Below are 15909 nucleotides of genomic sequence, written 5' to 3'. Positions count from 1 at the left end.
CCTAGCGGTTGGTGGCCCGCGGCTGGCCCTCGGCAAAACCGGCCGCCGATTGCACGCCCACGGTGGCGCGCTCGTGGAAGCTAGCCAGCGAATCGGCCCCGGCGTAGGTGCAGGATGAGCGCACGCCGGAGATGATGCGGTCTACCAAATACTCCACGCCGCCGTGCTCCGGATCGAGGTAGATGCGCGAGGTGGAAATGCCTTCCTCAAACATCTCCCGGCGGGCGCGCTCGAAGGCCTCGGTGGCGGAATTGCGCCCGCGCACCGCCCGGCGCGAGGCCATGCCGAACGATTCCTTGTAGAACGATCCATCGGCGTCCTTGTGCAGGTCACCGGGGGATTCAAAGGTGCCGGCGAACCAGGAGCCAATCATCACATTGGACGCACCCGCGGCCAGTGCCAGGGCCACGTCGCGGGGATCGCGCACGCCGCCATCGGCCCACACGTGCGCACCAACCTCGCGGGCCGCGGCGGCGCACTCCAGCACGGCGGAAAATTGCGGGCGGCCCACGCCGGTTTGCATGCGGGTGGTGCACATCGCGCCGGGGCCCACGCCGACCTTGATAATATCCGCGCCCGCCTCGGCCAGCTCGCGCACGCCGGCGGCCGTGACCACGTTGCCGGCGGCAATCGGTAGGCCCAGATCCAGGGCCTTGACCTTGCGCAGCGCCGCCAGCATGCTGTCTTGATGGCCGTGGGCGGTATCGATGACGAGGACGTCAGCGCCGGCATCGGCAAGCGCCCGCGCCCTGCCCTCAACGTCGCCATTAATGCCCACCGCGGCACCGATGTGCAAGCGCCCCTGCTTGTCGATGCCCGGCTTATACATCGTCGCCCGCAGCGCACCCTTGCGCGTCAAAATGCCCGCCAGCGTGCCATCCGGATTGACCACTGGGGCGAGCTTGCGCGAGGTTGCGCGCAGGCGGGTAAAGGCCTCCTGCGGGTCGATGCCCACAGGCAAAGTGACCAAATCAGTGGTCATGAGCTCGCCCACGGCGGTGAAATTATCCTGCCCGCGCAGGTCCTTCGGAGTAATGATGCCCACAGGCAGCGCGCCGTCGACCACGATGGCCGCGCCGTGGGCGCGTTTGTGCAAAAGGTTGCTGGCATAGCCCACCGTGTGGTGCGGCTTGATGGTGATAGGGGTGTCATAGACCAGGTCGGCGGCCTTTACCGAGGCGATCGTTTCCGCCGCGGCCTCCAGGCTGAGGTCCTGCGGCAGGATGGCCATGCCGCCGCGCCGGGCGATGGTTTCTGCCATGCGGCGGCCGGCCACAGCGGTCATATTCGCCACGATGAGCGGGATGGTATTGCCCGTGCCATCGGCCGCGGTGAGGTCGACCGCCTGCCGCGAGCCAACATCTGAGTGGTTCGGCACCATAAATACATCCGAGTAGGTCAGCTCGTAGGGCGGGCGGGAATCATTGAGGAAATGCACTGTGAGATTGCCTAACGTGAATCGAGGGTGCAGGAAAAGACATCTAAATCATACGCCCCAAGTTTTGCAGGTTTAGCCAAGTCAGTATCCTGATTTGGTGTCTCAGAATCCCGCTCCGAAAATCTCCGCAGAGGTCATAGTCAACCTCACCATCTTGGTGCTCTCCGCGATGGTGATGATTTTGAATGAAACCGCCCTTTCGGTGGCGCTGCCCACCATCATGGCGGATTTCTCCATCCCGGCGACCTCCGCGCAGTGGCTGCTGACCGGCTTCTTGCTCACCATGGGTGTGGTCATTCCCACCACCGGGTTCCTGATGGATAAATTCACCACCCGGCAGATTTTTGGCGCCTCCACCGGCGTTTTCCTCACGGGCACGGTGCTGGCGGCCCTCGCCCCGGCCTTTGGGTTGCTGCTTGCCGGCCGCGTGCTGCAGGCCGCCGGTACCGCCCTGATGATTCCTACCCTTATGACCGTGGCCATGACGCTCGTTCCACCGCAACGCCGCGGCACCGTCATGGGCATTATCACCGTGGTCATCTCCGTGGCGCCGGCCCTGGGCCCCACCGTCGGCGGGTTCATTTTGAGCATGGCGACCTGGCACGTCATCTTCTGGACCATGGTCCCGCTCATCGCCGCCATTTGCATCGCCGGCTACTTCCGCCTGGTCAATGTGGGCGAGCGCAGGGATACCCCGCTCGATATTCCGTCGGTATTCTTATCCGCCCTGGCCTTCGGCGGGCTCATTTATGGCCTATCGTCCATCGAGAAGATGGTGGAGGGTGGCTCGCTTGCCGATGCCCTCGTGCTCCTCCTCGGCGTCCTCACCCTCATTACCTTTACCGTGCGCCAACTCCGGCTGGCTAAGGTAAACCGCGCGCTTTTGGACCTGCGCCCGTTTAAGGTCCGCAATTTCACCCTCGCGGTCATCGCCATGCTGCTCATGTTCGCCCTGCTGCTGGGCACGGTGAATATCCTGCCCATTTATCTACAGACCTCGCTGGCGGTATCCTCGCTGGTCACCGGCCTCGTGGTGATGCCCGGCGGCCTTTTGCAGGGCGGGATTTCCCCGATTGTGGGACGGATTTATGACGCCCTTGGGCCTCGGCCGCTGTTGATTCCCGGCGCAGTCATGTTTTCTACCGGCATCTGGCTGATGACCCTGCTGACAGAAAACAGCGAGGTGTGGATGGTCATCGGCATGCATATCCTGTTCGCCGTGGGCATCGCGCTCATGATGACCCCGCTGATGACGGTCTCGCTGTCCTCGCTTCCCGATGACCTCTACTCCCACGGCTCTGCCATTCTAAATACGCTGCAGCAACTCGCCGGCGCGGCGGGTACCGCCTTCCTCGTCGCCTTTTTGACCAGCGGCACCAAATCCGGCCAAGCCGAGGGGATGAGCGAGGCCGCCGCCACCGCCCAAGGCGCGCACTGGGCCTTCCTTTTCGCCGGCGTGCTCTCGCTTTTCGTGCTCGTGCTAGCGCCCCTGCTCAAGCGCGTGCCCGCCGAAGACTAGTCCCCGCGCCGGGAAGCTGCACGTCGCCCGACGCGCCGACGGAGTGGCCTCCGCGCGGGCGTTCCGGGCCATCCCGCCGCCGGTTATCTTGCGGCGCCTACTGCGCACACAGCGGCAGCTTTAGCCGAGCGGCTTCGGCATCGTCGCCCCACACCATGAAGATGGACTGAGTACCCTCCACGGCCATGACGTAGGTCTGCGGATCCGTTGAGGCCTCGTAGCTTTGGATGGTGCACCTATCGTTAGACAGCTCTACTGGGGCAGCGTCTGGGAGGACGGCATCGCGTTCTTCCACGCTGGGGTAGTAGGCGGCGGTGTAGTCGAAACCGTTTCCCGAGCAGGTGATCTTCGCTTCTTGACCATCCTCTGGGGCGCGGGAGGAACACTCCGCGCCGAGCTCGCCGTCTTGGCCGCTGCGCGAGCCAATCAGGCTCGGATAAGCATTCGCTAGGTTCTTTTCCTTGTCATCCCAGCTGGGGTAGGACAGGAAATACCACAACGCTCCCGCCGCAGCCACTGCGATGACGGCCAAAACAGAAATGAGCGCGATGAGCCCGCCCTTGCCCTTCTTCTTTGGCGGGGCCGCATTCATCGGTGGTACCGGCTGTTGCTGGTATTGCTGTTGATACTGCGGCTGATACTGGGGCCCGCCTGGTTCTGCGGCGGGAACTGCTGCTGCGGTTGCGGTGGGAACTGTTGTTGCGGCTGGGACTCGGGCTCTTCGGCCTGCACCGGCGGGAACTGCGAAGTATCGAGATCGCGCTCGGGGCGCAGCGCTGCCACCACCTCTTTGGCGCTCGAGTAATCTTTGTCCGGCGTAAAGGAAGGGCACGTGGCGGCAACGAGTTTTTGGAAGGCGCGGACGGCATCGGCGCCGGTCACGCTCTCGGCCTTTTCTGGAGTTTTCTCGGCGGTTTCCTCCGCCGATTCCTCCGCCGTGCTGGCACCACCTGGGCCCGCGGCGGCGAGGACGGCGACCTCTTTATCCTCATCCACGAACACGCGCTCAGCCTTGAGCCCATGGACGGCGAAATCCGCGTGGTTGCGGCTAATCAGGAAATCCACCGCGCCGGCCACGGGGGTGAGGATTTCTTGGGCGCGGGGTTTGGTGGGGGCATCAGCAAGCGCGGGCAAGGCTGTGCCCTTACAGCCCTTGCGGACCAAGAATTCCTGGCCATCTGCGGTGGTGCCAGAGCCCTCCAGGGCGGCGAGCGCGGGGTGGTGCAGGCCGTGCAGGGCGGTAGAGGCCTTGACGATGCCCTCTACCCCCGCCGCGAAGATCTCCACCGTGAGTTCCTCATGGGTGGAGCCGTCCTCCACGGCAAAAAGGGTGGAATTGGGCCCCTCATCCAGCACTGCCTTTTCGTGCAGGTTGTGCTGGGAAGCAAAGAATTCGGGAAGGTGCGGCACGGCTGTTTTATTCCTTCGTATCTACGAGACGGCAGGGAGAATGTAGAAGATTCTAGGCTAAATAGAGCCTGTTCGCTACCGGCGTACACCCATGTGAGCTGCGAGTATGGGCGGTTTGGGGCGTTTATAGGGCAATGGGGGCCAAAAAGAGGAAATCCTTTGGGTCGTGCGGCGTTACAGTGGGTACCACATTAGAAGCGAAAGTTTAGGGGAGTCATGTTCGAGAGGTTTACAGACCGTGCTCGTCGCGTCATCGTTTTGGCGCAAGAAGAAGCACGCATGCTTAACCACAACTACATCGGAACCGAGCACATCCTGCTCGGCCTTATCCACGAGGGAGAAGGTGTAGCTGCCAAGGCTCTAGAGTCCATGGGCATTTCTTTGGAGGACGTGCGCCGTGAGGTAGAGGAGATCATCGGCCAGGGCAGCCAGCCGCACACCGGCCACATTCCTTTTACCCCGCGCGCTAAGAAGGTCCTCGAGCTGTCCTTGCGCGAGGGCCTGCAGATGGGGCACAAGTACATTGGCACGGAGTTCCTCCTGCTCGGACTTATCCGTGAGGGCGACGGCGTTGCCGCACAGGTGCTGACGAAGCTCGGCGCTGATCTGCCGCGCGTGCGCCAGCAGGTTATCCAGCTGCTGTCCGGCTACGAGGGCGGCCAGCAAGAAGGCGGCGGCGACTCGAACCAGGCCCCAGGCCCCATCGGCGCGGGCGCAGGTCCCGGTGCCGGTGCCGGTGGGCGCGGTGGTTCCGGCGGCTCGGGCGAGCGCTCCAACTCGCTCGTGCTAGACCAGTTTGGCCGCAACCTCACCCAGGCAGCCAAGGACGGCAAGCTAGACCCCGTCGTGGGCCGCGAGTCCGAGGTTGAGCGCATCATGCAGGTGCTCTCGCGCCGCACCAAGAACAACCCAGTGCTCATCGGTGAGCCTGGCGTTGGTAAGACCGCAGTGGTTGAGGGCTTGGCGCTGGACATTGTTAACGGCAAGGTCCCAGAAACTCTCAAGGACAAGCAGCTGTACTCGCTTGACCTGGGTTCTTTGGTTGCCGGTTCCCGCTACCGCGGTGACTTTGAGGAACGCCTGAAGAAGGTTCTTAAGGAAATTAACCAGCGCGGCGACATCATCTTGTTCATCGATGAGATCCACACCCTCGTCGGTGCCGGTGCTGCCGAAGGTGCCATCGACGCCGCTTCGCTGCTAAAACCCAAGCTGGCCCGCGGCGAGCTGCAGACAATCGGTGCTACCACCCTGGATGAGTACCGCAAGCACATCGAAAAGGATGCCGCGCTGGAGCGTCGTTTCCAGCCGGTGCAGGTCGATGAACCTTCGCTGGATGACACCTTCCTCATCCTGAAGGGCCTGCGCGATAAGTACGAGGCGCACCACCGCGTGTCCTACACCGATGAGGCGCTGCACGCCGCCGCGCAGCTGGCGGACCGCTACATCAATGACCGCTTCTTGCCGGACAAGGCCGTCGACCTCCTCGATGAGGCCGGTGCCCGCATGCGCATCAAGCGCATGACCGCCCCGAAGGGCCTGCGCGAGGTCGATGACCGCATTGCCGAGGTTCGCCGGGAAAAGGAAGCGGCTATCGATGCCCAGGACTTCGAAAAGGCCGCCGGCTTGCGCGATGACGAGCGCAAGCTGGGCGAGGAGCGCTCCGAGAAGGAAAAGCAGTGGCGCTCCGGTGACCTGGAGGAAATCGCCGAGGTGGGCGAGGACCAAATCGCTGAGGTCCTGGCGCACTGGACCGGCATCCCCGTGCTGAAGCTGACGGAGAAGGAATCTTCCCGCCTGCTCAACATGGAAGAGGAGCTGCACAAGCGCATCATTGGCCAGGACGAGGCGGTCAAGTCCGTCTCCCGCGCCATCCGCCGCACCCGTGCAGGCCTGAAGGATCCACGCCGTCCTTCCGGTTCCTTCATCTTCGCCGGCCCGTCCGGTGTGGGTAAGACTGAGCTGTCGAAGTCGCTGGCTAACTTCCTCTTCGGTTCGGATGATGACCTCATCCAGATCGATATGGGTGAGTTCCACGACCGCTTCACCGCTTCCCGCCTCTTCGGTGCTCCTCCGGGATACGTTGGCTACGAAGAGGGCGGCCAGCTGACCGAGAAGGTTCGCCGCAAGCCGTTCTCCGTGGTGCTTTTTGATGAGATCGAAAAGGCCCACAAAGAGATCTACAACACCTTGCTGCAGGTGCTGGAAGACGGCCGGCTTACCGATGGCCAGGGTCGCGTCGTCGACTTCAAGAACACCGTCCTCATCTTCACCTCGAACCTGGGTACCCAGGACATCTCGAAGCCGGTGGGCTTGGGCTTTACCGGCGCTAGCGAGAACGATTCGGACGCCCAGTACGAGCGCATGAAGGCGAAGGTTAACGACGAGCTGAAGAAGCACTTCCGCCCCGAGTTCCTGAACCGTATCGATGACGTCGTGGTCTTCCACCAGCTCACCCGCGAGCAGATCGTGCAGATGGTTAACCTGCTCATTGACCGCGTGGGTACCCAGCTGGAAGAGCGCGATATGGGCATCGAGCTCACCGATAAGGCCCAGAACCTCCTGGCCCAGCGCGGCTTCGACCCGGTTCTTGGTGCCCGCCCGTTGCGTCGCACCATTCAGCGCGATATCGAGGACCAGCTCTCAGAGAAGATTCTCTTCGGCGAGATTGGCGCCGGCGAGATCATCTCGGTCGACGTTGAAGGCTGGGACGGCGAGTCCAAGGACGACTCCGGCGCTACCTTCACCTTCACCCCGCGCCCGAAGCCGCTGCCGGATGACATCGATGAGCCCTCGCTTGCCGATGCCTCCGTGCGCGACAACAACCCCTCCGACGAGGCCGCCGACGGTTCCGCTTCGGATAATTCCGACTCCGATTCCGATGGCGACAACGGCGACGGTAACGGCGGCCCAGAGGGCGACGATCCGAAGGATGGTGGCCCGAAGGACGGCGGTTCCGGTTCCAGCAATGATGGCATCGACACCAACGGCGAGCCAGATGTCATTTCCCCGGACGTGCCTTCGGAAAAGCCGGGGCTCGGCAACTCCGACGACGATGGCAAGAACCCGCCACCGGCAGGCGCTGGCCAGCCGATGTAACTAATCGGCTAAGCCCCGCCCCCGTGCGGGCCTGCATAAACCACCCACGGTTCCACCGCGAACCCTGGGTGGTTTTCGTATGCGCCCACCCATGGTCAGCTTGCTCACCAGCCGGGGCGGGCGAATGCCTCTGTCCAGCGGTATGGCGGTACAGCGGCCCGCTGGTTCTGTGGCGCAGCGTCGTGCACGGGGGTATTGCTAGAATGACCGGTTATGGGACTTCAGTATCGTTCGCGCAAAAAGACCGGCAAGAATAGCTGGATAAACATTTCCGGATCCGGTGCCTCTATGTCCACGAAGATTGGGCCGGTGACCTTTAATTCCCGCGGCGGCATGTGGGTCAACCTCCCGGGCGGACTCAACTTCCGCGGCCGCTGGCGTTAGCGAGTCGCTGCGCCTAAACGCTGGCAGGCCCGGCGGCCAGTTAGTCCGGCAGATGGAAGAGGCCGGCGGGGTTTTGCTCGGCGAGGCCATCGTCAAGCAGCGAAGCCAGCGCGCGGGAACGCTGCGCGGCATCGGGCCAGACTACGTCGATCGCGGACTGCGGCACTGGGTGATCGGCGGCGCGCAGCACGTCTAGGATTTTGCCGCGCACCTGCCTATCGGTCCCGGCAAATTTCTGCACGCGCTTTTTGGCGCGCGTTTGTTCCGCGGCGGAAGGTTCGGGGCATCCGGCGAGCTGCCAGGCGCAGGTCGCGCGCAGGGGGCAGCGCTTACAATCGGGATTTTTCGCAGTACACACCAGCGCGCCGAGCTCCATGAGCGCGGCGGAAAAACGCGGCCCATTGCGCTCGGGCAACAGCGCGGCCACAGCGGCGAGCTCGCGCTTGGAGGGCGACGGAGCGAGGAAATTCCCGTCTTCGGCGCGGGCATAGACACGGCGCACGTTGGTATCGACCACCGGCACGTTCTGGCCAAAGTGAAAGCACGCCACGGCGCGGGCGGTATAGTCGCCAATTCCAGGCAGCGCCAGCAGCTCATCCACGTCCGCCGGAACCTCGTCCATTACCCCCGCGCACTCCCAGAGCCGCAGCGCGCGCCGCGGGTAGCCGAGCTTGCCCCACGCGCGCAACACCTCGGCGCGGGAGGCTTGGGCGAAGTCCGCGGGGGTGGGCCAGCGCCGCATCCATTCCTCCCACACGGGGGCGACGCGCGCGACGGGGGTCTGCTGGCTCATGACCTCGGAAAGCAGCACTCCCCAGGCGGAGGTGCCGGGGCGCCGCCAGGGTAAATCGCGTTCATTGGCGTCAAACCAGGAAAGAAGTGCGTGCGTATCCATCTCGCAGGACAGTCTAGGGCATTAAAATATAGTTCATGCCATTAAGTAACGTTGCCCATAATCCGCAGGCGGTCTGGGAGGCCCTCCAGGCTGGAAACCAGCGCGTCATCGACGGCACCATCATGGATCTCAACAAGATTTATGAGCGTGACGGGCTCACCAAAGGCCAGGATCCCCGCGTGGTGGTCCTGGCCTGCTCCGATTCCCGCGCGCCCATCGAGCACATATTCAATATCGGCTTTGGCGATGCCTTCGTCATCCGCACCGCCGGCCACATCCTGGACGCCTCCGTGCTGGCTTCCTTGGATTATGCGCTCGACCACCTGCACCCCAACCTGCTGGTGGTGTTGGGCCACCAGTCCTGCGGTGCGGTGGCGGCCGCGGTGGATTTTGTGCGCGGCGGCGAGCTGCCCATCGGCCTGCAGCGGCCCATCATCGAGAAGGTCGCGACGTCCGCGTGGACTGCGGGGCCAGACGCCACGCTTGCCGATGTCGAGCGCCAACACACCCTCCAAACCGTCACCCAGGTCGTGGCCAGCATCCCCAACGTGCGCAAGCAGCTTGACGATGGCTCCTTCGGCATTGTCGGCGCCCGCTACCTCCTCGAGGACTCGCGCGTGGAGCCGTTGCACTCTTACGGCGTTGAGTTGACACGCGGAGCCCGCTTAGCGGATCCAGGCGCGTCTACCACTTAAAATTGAGCGTGTGAACCAGAATAAGCCCCTTCCAGAAGAGATCTATAAGCGCCGCCGGGTTGCCGCGCTTATCATCGTGATCGTCCTGGCCGTGGTGCTGATCTGGGCGGCGGTGGCCGCCTTTGGCGGCGATAGCGATGATTCCGTTGCCGCGTCCTCAGAGTCTTCGGTGGCGACCACGTCTTCGGAATCCACTAGCGAATCTGAAACCACGTCCGCGGATTCGACGAGCGAATCCGAATCCGAGTCTGCCTCTGAATCTGAGTCCGAGGCGGAGGAAGCAGGGGATGGGGCATCGGTAAGCAAGGAGCCCGAGGAATCCGTGCACGCCGCGAAGGATACCTGCTCGCTTGAGGACTTGGAGGTGCGCACCTCCATGCTCAACTACTCCGTGCCGGACGGCGAGCTGCCGAAGTTCTTTATGACCGTGACCAACCCCACCGCCGCGGATTGCACGATCGATCTAGATGAGAACTCGCTGCGCTTCGAGGTCTACAAGATGGCCGATAACCAGCGCGTGTGGTCCGATACCGATTGCTACGCCTCCGTACAGACCGGAGAGCAGACCTTCCCTGCGGGCAAGGAGCTGAAATTCGAGGCCGAATGGTCCCGCCAGGCGTCCGAACCGGGCAAGTGCACCGACCGCCCGACCGCCGAGCCGGGTGCTTACTTCGCCCACACGGTCATTGGCGATAATTCCTCCCCGCCGCAGGACTTCACCCTCCGCTAAGCGCGCGGCCTCCTTGCAGTCGGCCGCTCGGAAGCAGCTCGGGCAGAACCAGCTCGGGCGGAAATAGTCCGTGCGGGAGCGGGTCGCGTGGAAGCAGTCCGCGCAGAGCCAGCCCGGGCGGAAGCAGGTCGCGCGGGAGCAGACCGCACGGAAGTTCGCGCCGCTGGAGCACCCGGCTCCTCGTCACCAGCCGGGCTAGAACCGGCCAGCGGTTACGGTTGGTCTACGGCTGGACCGCGGCGAGGGCCTCGCCAAGCGTTGCAACTTGGCGCACCTGCATGCCGTCCACGGGGTTGATTTCCCCGCGCGGGACAATCGCCCGCTTGTATCCCAGCCGCGCCGCCTCCTGCAGGCGCCGCTCAACATTGGGCACCGGCCGCAGCTCGCCTGCCAGGCCCACCTCGCCGATGACCACGGTCTTCGCAGGCAGCGGCTGCTCGTGCAGCGAGGACCACGTGGCCAGCGCCACCGCGAGGTCGGTTGCGGTTTCGGTAATCCGCATGCCGCCCACCGTGGCTACATACGCATCCTTATCGTTTGTGCGCTGTCCGGCGCGCGCCTGCAATACGGCCAGCACCATGGGCACGCGGTTGGCATCGAGTCCGGTGACCACGCGCCGCGGATTCTTCGCCACGGGGTCCACGGTCAGCGCTTGGACCTCGGCGAGGATGGGCCGCACACCGTCCATGGCGACGGTCACCGCGGAGCCATCCGGCGTCGTGCCCCGGTGGGAAAGGAAGAGCCCCGACGGGTCCGCGACCTCCCTAATACCCCCGGCGGTTTGCTCGAAACAGCCCACCTCGTCGGTCGCGCCGAAGCGATTTTTCATCCCGCGCAGCATGCGCAAGCTGGACTGGCGGTCGCCCTCGAAGTTTAAGACGACATCGACAAGATGCTCCAAAACCCGCGGTCCCGCCACGTTTCCGTCCTTGGTCACGTGCCCCACCAGCAGCACGGGGATACCGGTGGATTTCGCCAGCGACGTCAGCGCCGCGGTCACGGCGCGCGATTGCGCGACGCCGCCGGGCACGCCTTCCACCCCCACTGCATGCATGGTCTGCACGGAGTCCACGATGATGAGGCCGGGTTTTACGGCATCGACGTGCCCAAAGACGGCGTCCAGGTTGGATTCGGCCGCGAGGTACAGCGATTCCTGCAGCGCCCCGGTGCGCTCGGCGCGGGCGCGGACCTGGCCGGCGGATTCCTCGGCGGTGGCGTAGAGGACGGTGCGGCCGAGCTGCGCCCACCGGGAGGCGACCTCGAGAAGCAGCGTGGATTTGCCCACGCCGGGCTCGCCGGCCATGAGTACCACCGAGCCCGGCACGATGCCGGAGCCCAGCACGCGGTCGAGCTCGCCGATGCCCGTGCGCACCGTCTTCGTCGCCTGCGCGCCCACCTGCGTGATGGGCTGCACCGGGCTCGCAGGTGCCACGCTCGCATGCCCCCCGCTTGCCGATGCCCCCGCCACCACCGGCGCCTTTTCCTCCATCGTGCCCCACGAACCGCAATCCGGGCAGCGCCCGAGCCACTTGGGGGAGACATATCCGCATTCGGAGCAGGTGTGGATGGGGCGAGATTTTTTGGCCATGGTGTAGAGCCTAGAACGTGGCGGCAAAAACGACGAACGCGCCCGTACTCCGCAAAGTAGGGCGCGCGTGCGGTGGCTATTAGTGGTGCGAGTTACCGGTGTTCGCGTCGGTGGTGTAGCCCTCTGGGGATTCCACGTCGCGGTCGTACTTACCGGACTCCATCTGGGAGGCGGCGACGGTGGCATCGACCTCGATAGAGCCGTTGGAGAACTCGAAGGTAACCGGGCGGTGGCCGGCGTATCCAAAGTCATCGTTATCCAGGTGGGTGGCTACGTACTGCACGGTCTCGGAATCGTGATCCGGGGTTGCGTCCAGGTTCTTCTGGGAGTCCGCCACGATGGAGTGATCGCGCTTAAGCGGCTGGGTCTGCTTCATCTCGACGGTCTGGCCATCGACCTTCACGGACTTCAAAGTGATGACATCGGTTTCATAGCCCTGGTTGACGGCGTTGAACTTCAGCGCGGCGCCACCGTCAGGCTCTGTCAGGATGGTGACATCGCGGACGGCAATCTTATCGTCATCGGTGCTGGCAGAAGCACCATCAACCGCAGCTACCTTCTCTGCGGTCTGGGCGATGTGGCCTGCCGAGCAAGAAGCCAGCGCCAAAGCGGAGACGGCGGTAACGGAAATAATGGCACCGCGGCGGGCGGCGGACTTCAGGGACTGCACGTTGAGCATCCTCCATCAATTGCGATCTCAGGACTTATCAAATCTTTAGCCTAGTCCCTTTCGATATAAAGTACACAGTTTCTCGCTAACCTAGCGGGTAGTCCGTGGGGGTAATCGGGGGCATCCGGTGGTAGGCATGTCGCGCGTGATAAAATAGCGGCCTTAGTTATCGGCATATTCACGGGATTATAAGGAGTGGCAATGGAATATAAGGTCGGCGAGGTCGTCGTCTACCCGCACCACGGCGCGGCGGTCATCGAGGATATCGAAACCCGCGAAATGGGCGGCGAAGAGCTGGAATACCTCGTGCTGCACATTAACCAATCCGATCTCGTCGTCCGCGTGCCCAAGAAGAATGCGGATAACGTCGGCGTGCGCGATGTCGTGGGCAAGGAGGGCCTAGAAAAGGTTTTCTCCGTGCTGCGCGATGAGGACGTGGAAGAGGCCGGCAACTGGTCCCGCCGCTACAAGGCCAACCAGGAGCGCCTGGCTTCCGGCGATATCAACAAGGTCGCAGAGGTGGTGCGCGATCTGTGGCGCCGCGATCAGGACCGCGGCCTGTCCGCCGGCGAGAAGCGCATGCTGGGCAAGGCCCGCACCATCTTGGTGGGCGAGCTGGCGCTGGCGCAGCCGGTCGATGATAAAAAAGCCGATACCATGATGGAAGAAATCGACGCCACCATCGAGCGCCACCGCGCCGCAGGTCTAGTCGATGACCAGTCCATTACCACCGATATCGACAACGACATCGATCTCGATGACCTCTCCTTCGACGACGAAGACTAAACCCCGCGTTATCGCCTTAATCGCCGCGGCCGGGCAAGGCACCCGCCTCGGTGCGGAGGTGCCCAAGGCCTACGTCGAACTTCGTGGCCGCACCCTCTTGGAGCGATCCGTGCGCACCATGGCCCGCTCCGGCCTCGTGGACGAGGTCATCGCGGTGGTGAGCCCGGCCATGGAGGGGGAAGCTGGGGGCATCGTCAAGCGCGTGGGCGCAGATATCCCGGTGCGCCTGGTGCATGGGCGAGGCGAGCGCGCCGATTCGATCTGGGCCGGGCTGCAGGCCATTCCGGACGAGGATGCTGTGGTGCTCATCCACGATGCAGCCCGCGCGCTCACGCCCACCGCGATGGTCGAGCGCGTGGCGCGGCGCGTTCTTGTCGGCGCGCCCGCCGTTGTGCCGGTGGTTCCCGTGACCGACACCATCAAGGAAGTCGCCGGTAACGCCGTGGTTGGCACCCCTGATCGCGCCCGCCTGCGCGCCGTGCAGACCCCGCAGGGTTTCCGCCTCGCCGCGCTGCGCCAGGCCAACCTGGATTATTGGCGCGAGCAGCCGGATTTCACCGCCACGGACGACGCCAGCCTCATGGAATGGCACGGCCAGCGCGTGGAGACCGTGCCGGGCGATTTCCTCGCCTTCAAAATCACCACCCCCACGGACCTGACCCTGGCCCACGCCCTTGCAGAGGAGCAGCATGACTGAGCCCATCATTCCCCGCGTCGGCATCGCGACCGACGCCCACCAGATCGAAGCCGGCAAGCCCTGTTGGATTGCCGGGCTGCTTTTCGATGACACCCCCGGCTGCGAAGGCCACTCCGACGGCGACGTCGTAGCCCACGCGCTTGTCGATGCCCTCCTCTCCGCCTCCCACCTCGGCGATCTCGGCTCTTTCGTGGGGGTGGGCCGGCCCGAATACGACGGTGTGTCCGGCGCCCAGCTCCTGCGCGAGTGCCGTGAGCTGCTGGAAGCGGAAGGTTTTATCATCGGCAATGCCGCCGCCCAGCTCATTGGCCAGACGCCGAAGATGGGCCCGCGCCGCGAGGAAGCCGAGGCCGTGCTTTCGGAAATCCTCGGCGCTGATGTGTCCATTTCCGCCACCACGACCGACCATTTGGGCTTTACTGGCCGCAAAGAGGGCCGCGCGGCGGTGGCAACGGCCGTTGTCTGGCGGCGCCAACACTAACCCCGCGTACGGGTGATTTAGACTGGGGGCGTGAGTACTTTGCGCATTTTTGACACAGCCACCCGCAGCCAACGCGACTTCGAGCCGATCCGCCCCGGCCACGCCTCCATCTACTTGTGTGGCGCCACTCCGCAGGCGCAGCCGCATATCGGGCACCTGCGCTCCGGCGTGGCTTTCGATATCCTGCGCCGCTGGCTGCTCGCGCAAGGCTATGACGTCGCGCTCGTTCGCAATGTCACCGATATCGATGACAAGATCCTCACCAAGGCCGCCGAGAATAATCGCCCCTGGTGGGAGTGGGTGTCCACCTACGAGCGCGAGTTCACCAAGGCCTATAACCTGCTCGGCGTGCTCCCGCCGTCCGTGGAGCCGCGCGCGACGGGGTTTGTCACCCAGATGGTCGAGTACATGCAGCGGCTTATCGACGCCGGCTTTGCCTACCCCGTTCCCGCCCAAGACGCCGAGGCCACCCCGCAGACCGATGGCGCGGCCGGATCCGTGTACTTTGACGTCGAGGCCTGGACCAAGGCGGAGGGATCCGACTACGGTGCGCTGTCTGGCAACCGCGTCGAGGAGATGGAACAGGGCGAGTCAGACAACGCGGGCAAGCGCAGCCCGCTCGACTTCGCCCTGTGGAAGGCCGCCAAGCCGGGCGAGCCGAGCTGGCCCACCCCGTGGGGTCGCGGCCGCCCGGGCTGGCACCTCGAGTGCTCCGCCATGTCGACGTACTACCTGGGCTCCAATTTCGATATCCACTGCGGCGGTTTGGACCTGCAATTCCCGCACCACGAAAACGAGATCGCGCAATCGCACGCGGCAGGCGATAAGTTCGCCAATTACTGGATGCACAACCACTGGGTGACCATGGCCGGCGAGAAGATGTCGAAATCGCTCGGCAACGTGCTTTCCATCTCGAACATGCTGGAGCTCGTGCGCCCGGTGGAGCTGCGCTACTACCTGGGTTCTGCGCATTACCGCTCCGTGCTGGAATACTCCGAATCCGCCCTGACGGAGGCGGCGGCGGGCTACCGGCGTATTGAGGGCTTCGTCAAGCGCTTTGCAGGCGTCGAACGTGGCGACTGGACGCCGGACTTTGAGGACGCCATGAACGATGATATCGCCGTGCCGAAGGCTTTGGCCGCTATCCACACCACCGTGCGCGCGGGCAATAAGGACCTGGCCGCCGGGGACGAGGACGCCGCCCGCGCGAAGGCCGCTCAGGTGCGCGGGATGGCGCACGTACTTGGATTTGACCCGCTGGAGTGGGAAGATGGAGGCGAAGCTAGCGGAGCAGACGCGGCGCTCGATGCGCTGGTCCAGGCAGAACTGGAACGGCGCACGCAGGCCCGCGCGGAAAAAGACTTCGCTACTGCCGATGCCGTGCGTGACCGCCTCACCGCCGCCGGCATCACCATTACCGATACCCCAGACGGCCCCACGTGGTCGTTGACCCAGCGCTAGACAGCTTTCCGCTGTTATTTTCGCTGGTTATTGAACGGTTTCCTCGAAAGGACTGAAAC

At 64.1% G+C, this 15909-nt stretch carries 15 protein-coding genes; 9 read left to right on the top strand and 6 right to left on the bottom strand.

Annotation, left to right across the window (positions count from 1 at the left end):
* Window position 1 precedes the first annotated feature (1 nt).
* Window positions 2-1438 carry a GuaB1 family IMP dehydrogenase-related protein gene (locus MHX65_RS02670; RefSeq protein ID WP_239268424.1) on the bottom strand — a complete coding sequence of 479 codons (1437 nt, stop codon included), beginning with the start codon at window positions 1436-1438 and terminating at the stop codon, window positions 2-4.
* A gap of 97 nt (window positions 1439-1535) precedes the next feature.
* Here MHX65_RS02670 and MHX65_RS02665 point away from each other — a divergent pair, with 97 nt between their 5' ends.
* Entirely contained in the window at window positions 1536-2957 is a 1422-nt protein-coding gene (locus tag MHX65_RS02665) for an MDR family MFS transporter (protein WP_023023920.1), read from the top strand.
* Window positions 2958-3054: 97 nt separating this feature from the next.
* Here MHX65_RS02665 and MHX65_RS02660 read toward each other — a convergent pair whose 3' ends face one another.
* A complete protein-coding gene (locus MHX65_RS02660; protein WP_239268422.1) occupies window positions 3055-3549 on the bottom strand; it encodes a hypothetical protein in 495 nt (164 codons plus the stop codon).
* Complete coding sequence (locus MHX65_RS02655) at window positions 3546-4367, bottom strand: hypothetical protein (protein WP_239268419.1); 822 nt, start codon at window positions 4365-4367, stop codon at window positions 3546-3548. The genes MHX65_RS02660 and MHX65_RS02655 overlap by 4 nt, the downstream gene beginning before the upstream one ends.
* Window positions 4368-4583: 216 nt before the next feature.
* On the opposite strand from MHX65_RS02655, the gene MHX65_RS02650 reads away from it, so the two are divergent.
* A complete protein-coding gene (locus tag MHX65_RS02650) occupies window positions 4584-7463 on the top strand; it encodes an ATP-dependent Clp protease ATP-binding subunit (protein ID WP_239268416.1) in 2880 nt (959 codons plus the stop codon).
* 213 nt (window positions 7464-7676) lie between these two features.
* Window positions 7677-7847 carry a DUF4236 domain-containing protein gene (locus tag MHX65_RS02645; RefSeq protein WP_081443674.1) on the top strand — a complete coding sequence of 57 codons (171 nt, stop codon included), beginning with the start codon at window positions 7677-7679 and terminating at the stop codon, window positions 7845-7847.
* Window positions 7848-7887: 40 nt separating this feature from the next.
* Here MHX65_RS02645 and MHX65_RS02640 read toward each other — a convergent pair whose 3' ends face one another.
* Window positions 7888-8742 (bottom strand): A/G-specific adenine glycosylase, encoded by an 855-nt coding sequence (locus MHX65_RS02640; RefSeq protein ID WP_239268414.1) that lies wholly within the window; start codon window positions 8740-8742, stop codon window positions 7888-7890.
* Window positions 8743-8777: 35 nt separating this feature from the next.
* Between MHX65_RS02640 and MHX65_RS02635 the strand changes: the two genes are divergently transcribed.
* Together MHX65_RS02635 and MHX65_RS02630 are read left to right on the top strand one after the other, a co-directional pair.
* Complete coding sequence (locus MHX65_RS02635) at window positions 8778-9437, top strand: carbonic anhydrase (protein WP_239268412.1); 660 nt, start codon at window positions 8778-8780, stop codon at window positions 9435-9437.
* Between the two features lie 10 nt (window positions 9438-9447).
* Entirely contained in the window at window positions 9448-10167 is a 720-nt protein-coding gene (locus MHX65_RS02630) for a hypothetical protein (RefSeq protein WP_239268409.1), read from the top strand.
* A gap of 223 nt (window positions 10168-10390) precedes the next feature.
* Here MHX65_RS02630 and radA read toward each other — a convergent pair whose 3' ends face one another.
* Together radA and MHX65_RS02620 are read right to left on the bottom strand one after the other, a co-directional pair.
* Window positions 10391-11755 (bottom strand): DNA repair protein RadA, encoded by a 1365-nt coding sequence (radA, locus tag MHX65_RS02625; RefSeq protein WP_239268407.1) that lies wholly within the window; start codon window positions 11753-11755, stop codon window positions 10391-10393.
* A 79-nt stretch (window positions 11756-11834) separates the two neighbouring features.
* Window positions 11835-12434, bottom strand: a complete 600-nt coding sequence (locus MHX65_RS02620) for a hypothetical protein (RefSeq protein ID WP_239268405.1) — start codon at window positions 12432-12434, stop codon at window positions 11835-11837.
* A 192-nt stretch (window positions 12435-12626) separates the two neighbouring features.
* Here MHX65_RS02620 and MHX65_RS02615 point away from each other — a divergent pair, with 192 nt between their 5' ends.
* The 4 genes from MHX65_RS02615 to cysS are packed head-to-tail and all read left to right on the top strand — an operon-like array spanning window position 12627 to window position 15850.
* Complete coding sequence (locus MHX65_RS02615; protein WP_005279544.1) at window positions 12627-13211, top strand: CarD family transcriptional regulator; 585 nt, start codon at window positions 12627-12629, stop codon at window positions 13209-13211.
* A complete protein-coding gene (gene ispD, locus MHX65_RS02610; protein ID WP_239268403.1) occupies window positions 13183-13908 on the top strand; it encodes a 2-C-methyl-D-erythritol 4-phosphate cytidylyltransferase in 726 nt (241 codons plus the stop codon). Before MHX65_RS02615 ends, ispD begins: the two co-directional genes overlap by 29 nt.
* Window positions 13901-14389 carry a 2-C-methyl-D-erythritol 2,4-cyclodiphosphate synthase gene (ispF, locus tag MHX65_RS02605; RefSeq protein WP_023023902.1) on the top strand — a complete coding sequence of 163 codons (489 nt, stop codon included), beginning with the start codon at window positions 13901-13903 and terminating at the stop codon, window positions 14387-14389. The genes ispD and ispF overlap by 8 nt, the downstream gene beginning before the upstream one ends.
* Before the next feature lie 30 nt (window positions 14390-14419).
* On the top strand, window positions 14420-15850 hold the full coding sequence (cysS, locus tag MHX65_RS02600; RefSeq protein WP_023023900.1) for a cysteine--tRNA ligase: 1431 nt from the start codon (window positions 14420-14422) through the stop codon (window positions 15848-15850).
* The last annotated feature ends 59 nt before the right edge of the window (window positions 15851-15909 follow it).

Source organism: Corynebacterium sp. ACRPS, from assembly GCF_022346005.1.
In the GTDB taxonomy this organism is placed as follows: Bacteria; Actinomycetota; Actinomycetes; order Mycobacteriales; family Mycobacteriaceae; genus Corynebacterium.
This window is presented reverse-complemented; position numbering and strand designations above follow the sequence as displayed.